Origin of the sequence: Halorubrum sp. SD683, assembly GCF_002135045.1 — an archaeon.
Lineage (GTDB): Archaea > Halobacteriota > Halobacteria > Halobacteriales > Haloferacaceae > Halorubrum > Halorubrum ezzemoulense.
In genome coordinates, this window is sequence record NZ_NEWJ01000043.1 from 16445 (window position 1) to 24095 (window position 7651).

Here is a 7651-nt window from a genome sequence, read left to right on the forward strand (position 1 = left end):
GGCCGCGCTCGCGGTCGTGGAGGCCGCGATCCGCGCGGCGCTCCCGGCGTCGGTCGAGTTCGTCGCGGTCGTCGCGCGGCTCGCCGACCTCGGGCTCGGTCGGCTGTTCGTCCTGCTCGCGGTCGTCTCCGCGACGGTCGGCTCCGGCCTCGCGCTCGGCGCCTACCTCGCTCGGTGGCAGTTGCTCGACCAGCGCGCCGCCGCGCGGGCGGCGGAGATCGACGCCACGCTGCCGCGGATGGTCGCGTTCATGTACGCGCTCTCGCGCTCCGGGATGGCGTTTCCCCGGGTGATGGACACGCTCGCGGAGAACGAGGAGGTGTACGGCGAGGCCGCCGCCGAGCTGTCGGTCGCGGTCCGCGACATGAACGCCTTCGGAACCGACGCGCTCACCGCGCTCCAGCGCATCTCCCGGCGGACGCCGAGCGACGACCTGGCCGACTTCTCGGAGAACCTCGCGTCCGTCCTCGGCACCGGGCAGTCGGTGTCGGAGTTCCTCAACGACCAGTACGAGCGCTATCAGGCGGAGGCGGAGGCGAAACAGGAGCAGTACCTCGAACTGCTCTCGACGTTCGCCGAGGCGTACGTGACGGCGCTGGTCGCGGGCCCGCTGTTTTTCATCACCATCCTCGTCGTCATCGGGCTCGTCTTACAGGACACCCTCCCGCTCCTCCGCGTCGTCGTCTACCTCGGCGTGCCGCTCGCCACCTTCGGCTTCGTCGTCTACGTCGACAGCGTGACGCAGGGCGTCGGCGGCACCGAGACCGTCGCGGAGTCGTCGCTCGCGGACCCGGACACCCCCTCGGTCACGGGCGTGCGCCACGCCACGGACGAGCCCGGCGACCGGGGCGACTCGCCGCGGTTCGACGGGGGAGCGGCCGCCGAGAGCGGCGCGGGCGGTTCCGGGGCGGACGGCGCCGGCGCGGGCGGTACCGGAGCGGACCGCTGGGCGGCGAGCCGGGAGCGGCTCCGCGTGTACGACCGCCTCCGGAGCGTGCGGCGGCTGGTCGCGTCGCCGGTCGAGACGGTGCTCGCCTCGCCGCGAACGGTGCTCCTCGCCGTCGTCCCGGCCGCGGTCGTCGGGCTGCTCGTCTTCGCGTTCCCGGTCACGCTCGGGACGCCCATGGAGATGATCGACCAGGTCGACGGCCCGCTCGTCGTCGCGACCGCCCTCGTCCTCGCGGCGTACGCGGTCGCCTACGAGTTCGGCAAGCGCCGCGTCCGCCGCGTCGAGTCCGCGGTGCCGGACTTCCTCGACCGGCTCGCCAGCGTCAACGAGGCGGGCACCGACGTGGTCGGCAGCGTCCGCCGCGTCGCCGACTCGAACCTGGAAGCCCTGACGGAGGACCTCCGCCGGACGCGCCGAGACATCGACTGGGGGGCGGACGTCTCCACGGCGCTACGCCGGCTGGAGCGACGGGTCCGGTCGCCGATGACCTCCCGGGCGGTCGCGCTCGTCACCAACGCGATTCAGGCGAGCGGGGACGTGGGTCCCGTCCTCCGGATCGCGGCCGACGAATCGCGCGCGACGTGGGCGCTCCGGCGCGAACGCCGACAAGTGATGTTAACGTATCTCATCGTCATCTACATCTCCTTCCTCGTCTTCCTCGGGATCATCGCGGCGCTGTCGGTGTCGTTCATCCCGGCCATCGAGGCGGCGGGCGTCCCGGGGACGGCCGGCGGACTCCCCGACACCGGGAGCGGGGTCTCCGGCGGACCCGGCGGGATCACGGACGGGATCGGCGACATCGACGTGGCGGTCTACGAGCAGCTGTTCTTCCACGCCGCGTCGATCCAGGCGGTCTGCTCCGGGCTCGTCGCCGGACAGCTCGGAGAGGGGTCGGTCCGCGACGGCGTGAAACACGTCGTGGTGTTGCTCGCGCTCACGCTCGTCGCGTTCGCCGCGATCGGGGCGGTGTGAGGCGTCCGGTCGACATATCCCCGTCGCGGCCGAGAAGCCGGTATGGACCCGCAGCCGACCGGCGATCCGCAGTCGACGTACGACCGCATCGCGACCCACTTCTCGAAGACGCGGCAGTACGCGTGGCCCGAGGTGGAGTCGTTCTTAGAGGGTCGGTCGGGGGGGCTCGCGCTCGACGTCGGCTGCGGCAACGGCCGCCACACGGAGGCGCTCGCGGCGCGCACCGAGACCGCGGTCGGCCTCGACCTCAGCCGCGGGCTGCTCGCCGAGGCGACGGCCCGCGCCCGCGACCGGGGGTTCGCCGACGCGACCGCGTTCGTCCACGGCGACGCGACGGCGCTCCCGGTCCGCGACGGCGCGGTCGACCTCGCCGTCTACGTCGCCACGCTCCACCACCTCTCGCCGCGGAGCGCCCGCGTCGAGAGCCTGAACGAGCTGGCGCGCGTCCTCGCGCCCGGCGGCGTCGCGCTCGTCAGCGCGTGGAGCACGGCCCACGAGCGGTTCGACCGCGACGAGGGGTTCGACACGACCGTCGACTGGACGCTGCCGGGCGGCGAGACGGTGCCCCGGTACTATCACATCTACTCGCCCGCGGAGTTCGAGACGGATCTCGGCGAGAGCGCTCTCGAAACGCGTCGAACGGAGCTATCCAGCGGGAACTGTTACGCGGAAGTCGAGCCGGAACGCCCCTGATTATCACAGACAATATCGACGGGGGTGGATTAAAGGGTCCCTGCCGACCGCCTGCTGGTAATGGCCGACACCTTCCTCGAACGGATCCTGCGTCGGGTCGCGCCCGACGCGGTGGCCCGGAGTTACCTCGCGAAGTTCCTCGTCGCCCTCGTCGTCGTCGTCCTCGCGATCGGCGCCGTCGGGGCTGTCACGTACGCGGAGACGACCGAGCAGCTCGAATCGAGCGCCCAGAGCGACTACACGGCCGTCGCGGAGCTGAGCGCCACCGAAGCCGGCAGCTGGACCGCCGACCGGCGCGGGACCGTCGCGGAGGCCGCTGACAACGACATCTACAGCGAGGACTCGGCCGCCGTCGCGGCGTATCTCTCCTCGCATCTGTCTCGGGCGAGCGACGGCGTGCTTGCGTTCCACTACATCGACCCCGAGGACGGCGCGGTACTCGCGTCGACCAACGAGGCGGGCGGGAACGGTGACCGAGCGGAGACGCTCACGAGCCAGCAGTGGTTCGACGACGGGCTCCTGCTCGGCGACACCGTCACCACGACGGCGACGTACGAGGTCGACGGCGAGCGCCGGGTCGCCTACGTGGCCGGGACGCCGAAACGAAAATACGTGGTCATGGAGGTCTCGCTCGGGTCGCTCGTCGGCGACTTCCGGCAACCGACGGACGGCGCGTTCACGTCGATCGTCGAGACCGACGGCGAGATCGGCGCGAGCGATCGCGACGGCGTCGCGGGCGAGCGGTACGACGAACCGGTCCGGTCGCAGCTCTTCGACCGACAGAACCCGATCGGGTCCGTCCCGTCGGCGACGCTCGAACTCGCCGACGGCGAGCGGTACTTCGTCGCCTACGCCCCGGTCCCCACCGAGGCCTGGTACGTCGCGGTCCACGTCCCCCTCTCAGAGGCGTACGCGCTCTCGGGGATGATCGGGCGGAACCTGCTCCTCATCGTCGGCGTCGCGGTCGTCGGGCTCGGGCTCATCGGCGTGACGCTCGGCCGGGGGACCGTCGTCGAGCTGAACCAGCTCCGGGCCCGGGCGTCGGCGCTGGCCGACGGCGACCTCGACGTCGACTTCGACACGGCGCGGCGCGACGAGTTCGGCGACCTCGCCGGGGCGTTCGCGACCATGCGGGACTCCCTGCGCGAGCAGATCGAGTCGGCGGAGACGCAGCGCGAGCGCGCCGAGGCGGCGAAGGCGGAGAGCGAGGCGTTCGCCGACCGCCTGGAGTCGCGGGCGGGCGACTTCGGCGAGACATTGGCCTCCTGCGCCGACGGCGACCTCACGGCTCGGCTCGACGCAGAGCCGGACGACCCCGAGGCGCTCCGCGCGATCGCCGCGGAGTTCAACGACGCGATGGACGAGCTGGAGGCCGCGATCGCGGAGGTCGACGCGTTCGCGGTCGAAGTGGCCGACCGGAGCGACGCGGTCACCGACGGCACCGACGAGGCCGCGGCCGCCGGCCGGGAGACGAGCGACGCGGTCGACGAGATATCGGCCGGGGCGGAGCGGCAGAGCCGTCAGCTGGCCGAGGTCGCCGGCGAGATGGAGGACATGTCGGCGACCGTCGAGGAGGTCGCCGCCTCCGCGGACGAGGTCGCGACCACCTCCCGGCAGGCCGACGCGCTCACCGAGGAGGGGCGCGAGGCGGCCGCCGACGCTGTCGACGAGCTCCACGCGATCGAGTCCCGCTCGGAGTCCGCCGCGGAGACGGTCGAGCGGCTCGAGGCCGAGATGGCGGAGGTCGACGCGATCGTCGAGACAATCTCGGAGATCGCCGACCAGACGAACCTGCTCGCGCTCAACGCCTCGATCGAGGCCGCCCGCGCGGGCGAGGCCGGCTCCGGCTTCGCGGTCGTGGCCGAGGAGGTCAAGTCGCTCGCCGAGGAGACCCAGGCGTCCGCCGCGGAGGTGGAGTCGCTGATCGAGAGCCTCCGCGAGCGTACCGACGAGAGCGTCGACGAGATGGCCGCGATCCGCGAGGGCGTCGACGACGGGGTCGACGTCGTGGAGGACGCGGAGGACGCGCTCGCCGAGGTCGCCGACCGCGTGAGCGAGGCCGACGACGGCGTTCAGGAGATCTCCGGCGCGATGGACGCGCAGGCGCAGTCGGTCAACGAGGTGACCGGCGCGGTCGACGACCTTGCGGGCGTGAGCGAACAGACCACCGCCGAGGCGACCACCGTCGCCTCTGCCGCCGAGGAGCAGGCCGCCACGCTCGGCGAGGTGTCCGAACAGGCGCACGACCTCCACGAGCGCGCCAGCGACCTGCGGGAGATGACAGAGGGCTTCGAGGTCGACGCCGAGGCCGGGGACGACGTTGTCGGGGGCGCGAACGGCGATTCGGTCGGCGAACCCGCCGCCGGCAGATCGGGCGAGACGGGCGAGACGGCGTTCACGTTCGGCGCGGACGAGGAGCCGTCCGACGCCGCCCCCGCCAGCACCGACGGCGGCACCGCTCACGGAACTGGAGAGCCAGGCGAGCCGCACGTCGACGACTCGGCGTAGCCGGAGACGGCTCTCAGCGAACGTTAGAACGAAGGAAAGTGGTCGTCGTCGCCCGCGGCGACGAGCACTGCCGGTGACGTCGCGGCCGGGTGCCTCGCTTCTCAGTCAGCCATCGTCTCGTGGCTGACGCCCCGGTCCTCGGGGAGCGGCGCCACGAACCGGTAGGCCGCGTACAGCCCGAGCACCACGAGGCCGGCCAGCACGAAGCCGGTCCGGATCTCCGGGCTGATCAGCGGCATCGCGGTCACCTCGCCCGCCTCGTTCGTTATCGGGGCCGGGGCGAACGGTTTGCCGGTGAACGTCTCGACTAGTCCGAGGACCACGATGCCGAACAGCATCAGTCCCGCGCTCAACGCCCGTGCCGCCTTGTCAATGGTGTCTGTCATAGTGAATCACCTCTTAACCGAGCAGGTACCGCAGCTTGGGGTTCTGCTTGACGAGCGCCGTCTGTTCGAGGAGCGCGTCGAGCCCGTAGTACCGACCGGCCGCGAGCACGATCACGGTCATGAACAGGAACAGGCCCATCAGGTCGCTGTTGACGACGCCGTGACCGAAGCCGGCGTTCCCGATCCAGAACAGGACCATGAAGATGACCCCGCCGAACGCGGCCAAGCGGGTGAACGCCCCCGCGATCAGCGCGAGACCGATGAGCGTCTCGAACAGCGGCACGCCGGGTTCGATGAGCCACGCGAGGTTGTTCCCCATCCAGACGGGGATGCCGCCCAGCGCGGTGCCGGTCATGCCCTTCATGTACGACGGCCCGTAGGTGAACGCGAACCCGTTCTCGATGATCTTGGTGACCCCGGCGTGGAAGAACCACCACCCGGTCACGACGCGCAGGAACGCGATCCAGTACGTCGCCCACGGTCCCTCCAGGGCGAACTCGACCTCGCCGACCAGCGGATTGCTCGATTGGTATGACATCGGTGTCACCTCACGGATGTACGTTGGGTTGGTACACACATATGTACCGTACAGGGTTCTAAGCGGCTGAAAAGCGTTCTAGAGCGCTGGGACACGTCCGCAGTATCGTGGCTCTTTAAGTATACATACCCGGATCGGCGCCGGGAATCGCGTTCGAGCCCCGTCAGAACACGGAACGCTTATGAAAGTCGTTCCGCCTACGTGTAGATGCGTCATCGACCGACGCGAGCGCCGGTGGTCTAGTGGTAGGACCTGAGCCTTCCAAGCTCATGGCCCGGGTTCAAATCCCGGCCGGCGCATTAGGCGCTCTCCCAAGTGCCTGCGCAACTTTCCAATTCTAATACCCATGGAAATTTAAGAGAAAAATCAGACCTAACTACAATATTCAAGATGGTTCACTTGGAGAAGACTGTTTGAAACATTATGCCAGCTCAAAGGATTTATATTGAAACTGATATTTGTGATTTCTTTCTGGTTTTTCAGGACTGAATACACAGGACTTGGTGAAATGACTGAATAAATAGCGAGAACTACATTCAGGATAGACTGATACTTACTGAGTTTGGAGTCACAGAATCCAGCAGTCCGACTAATTGCTTCATTTTTGAATCTTCTCTCTCTTTTTTGACCTGTCCTATTGCTTGGTCAAACCGGAGCGAGATCTCCTCTTTCTTTCTCCCAATCATCTCCCGAGATTGCTCCCACTCTTCCTTTGTGTACGCAGGTTTTCCCATAGAAGCTGCTAATGCTGGATCATTTTGAATTGCCTTTCCGGGGTTATGCTCTGCTACTAAGCGATGTGCCCGGTTCTCAAATCGGGATTTTCTTGACTTGATCTGTGATACGGTCAAGTCACTAAGATTTTCTACGGTATACTCCTCCTCCCAGAGTTCAAACTCTTTTTCCATAGCCTCTGAGGGTAGTTTCGGATCATTCTCATCCCGAACGTGACGCTGAATATCTATTTCCATAATTGATGATAATTCCGGAGAAATAAAATTATCACGGAGCTTGTAACCTTACAACGCGCTGTTATACGGCCCATAGGAAGTCAGCAGCTCGCTTCTTAGTGATCAGTACACACTCGTTATATACCAGCTGTTTCATACTACCTTGGGAGTAAAAAGGAATCAGTCAGCAGAGATGGGTCAGATCTCTTTCTGTATCAAGTTTCGGAGCGCATCAATTAGACCATCTGATTGATAGAGTAGATCAAAATTGTTCGTGATCAGGTTGGTAAAATAACTTGTTGGGTCGTCAAACAGGCTTCCGACCACAGCTAATTCTGGGAGGGCATCGAGAATATAAAACAACCCGACAAGGAATAATCCAGTTTGCCCCAATAGCGAACGATTCCACACTCCATGCGCGACAATTTGCGTTCGTCTACGTGTTTGTACTCCTGCCTGTCCCACACGAAGTTCTTCGCCCAACGTCTGATGAACACGCTCTTCAGTAGACTGGCGGAACCAGGAGTATTAGTGCCTCTGGCCTGGCAAAGACGGGTATGTGTGAAGACCGTCCTGCCTTCGGCCAGAGGCTAGCGGAACTTGCGGAACTTGGGGTAATAGAATTTCGGCCCGAGCCGCTCGACGCCATCGTCGA

The 7651-nt window shown here is 66.4% G+C and carries 6 protein-coding genes and 1 tRNA gene; 4 read left to right on the plus strand and 3 right to left on the minus strand.

Annotated features, from left to right (window positions below; all coding sequences use genetic code 11):
* The 3 genes from B9G49_RS11040 to B9G49_RS11050 all read left to right on the plus strand — a co-directional run.
* Nucleotides 1-1921, plus strand: a 1921-nt coding sequence (locus B9G49_RS11040) for a type II secretion system F family protein (protein ID WP_233125203.1), incomplete at its 5' end; no start/stop codon positions are given.
* A 42-nt stretch (nt 1922-1963) separates the two neighbouring features.
* Nucleotides 1964-2614: a class I SAM-dependent methyltransferase gene (locus tag B9G49_RS11045; RefSeq protein WP_086216400.1), complete on the plus strand. Its 651-nt coding sequence runs from the start codon at nt 1964-1966 to the stop codon at nt 2612-2614.
* Between the two features lie 60 nt (nt 2615-2674).
* Nucleotides 2675-5122: a methyl-accepting chemotaxis protein gene (locus tag B9G49_RS11050; RefSeq protein ID WP_086216401.1), complete on the plus strand. Its 2448-nt coding sequence runs from the start codon at nt 2675-2677 to the stop codon at nt 5120-5122.
* A gap of 101 nt (nt 5123-5223) precedes the next feature.
* Here the strand turns inward: B9G49_RS11050 and B9G49_RS11055 are convergent, their stop codons facing one another.
* Complete coding sequence (locus tag B9G49_RS11055) at nt 5224-5508, minus strand: hypothetical protein (protein ID WP_049897570.1); 285 nt, start codon at nt 5506-5508, stop codon at nt 5224-5226.
* 13 nt (nt 5509-5521) lie between these two features.
* Nucleotides 5522-6046, minus strand: coding sequence for a DoxX family protein (locus B9G49_RS11060; protein WP_086216402.1), 525 nt, complete (start codon nt 6044-6046; stop codon nt 5522-5524).
* Nucleotides 6047-6274: 228 nt separating this feature from the next.
* Here B9G49_RS11060 and B9G49_RS11065 point away from each other — a divergent pair.
* Nucleotides 6275-6345 (plus strand) — tRNA-Gly (locus B9G49_RS11065).
* Nucleotides 6346-6582: 237 nt separating this feature from the next.
* On the opposite strand, the gene B9G49_RS16280 is transcribed toward B9G49_RS11065, so the two are convergent.
* A complete protein-coding gene (locus B9G49_RS16280; protein WP_137691278.1) occupies nt 6583-7017 on the minus strand; it encodes a hypothetical protein in 435 nt (144 codons plus the stop codon).
* Nucleotides 7018-7651 lie beyond the last annotated feature (634 nt).

What these genes read in the sequence shown, in the direction of transcription:
- B9G49_RS11055 (WP_049897570.1), bottom strand. Translation starts at nt 5,508, where the DNA reads ATGACAGACACCATTGACAAGGCGGCACGGGCGTTGAGCGCGGGACTG.
- B9G49_RS11060 (WP_086216402.1), bottom strand. Translation starts at nt 6,046, where the DNA reads ATGTCATACCAATCGAGCAATCCGCTGGTCGGCGAGGTCGAGTTCGCC.
- B9G49_RS11050 (WP_086216401.1), top strand. Translation starts at nt 2,675, where the DNA reads ATGGCCGACACCTTCCTCGAACGGATCCTGCGTCGGGTCGCGCCCGAC.
- B9G49_RS11045 (WP_086216400.1), top strand. Translation starts at nt 1,964, where the DNA reads ATGGACCCGCAGCCGACCGGCGATCCGCAGTCGACGTACGACCGCATC.
- B9G49_RS16280 (WP_137691278.1), bottom strand. Translation starts at nt 7,017, where the DNA reads ATGGAAATAGATATTCAGCGTCACGTTCGGGATGAGAATGATCCGAAA.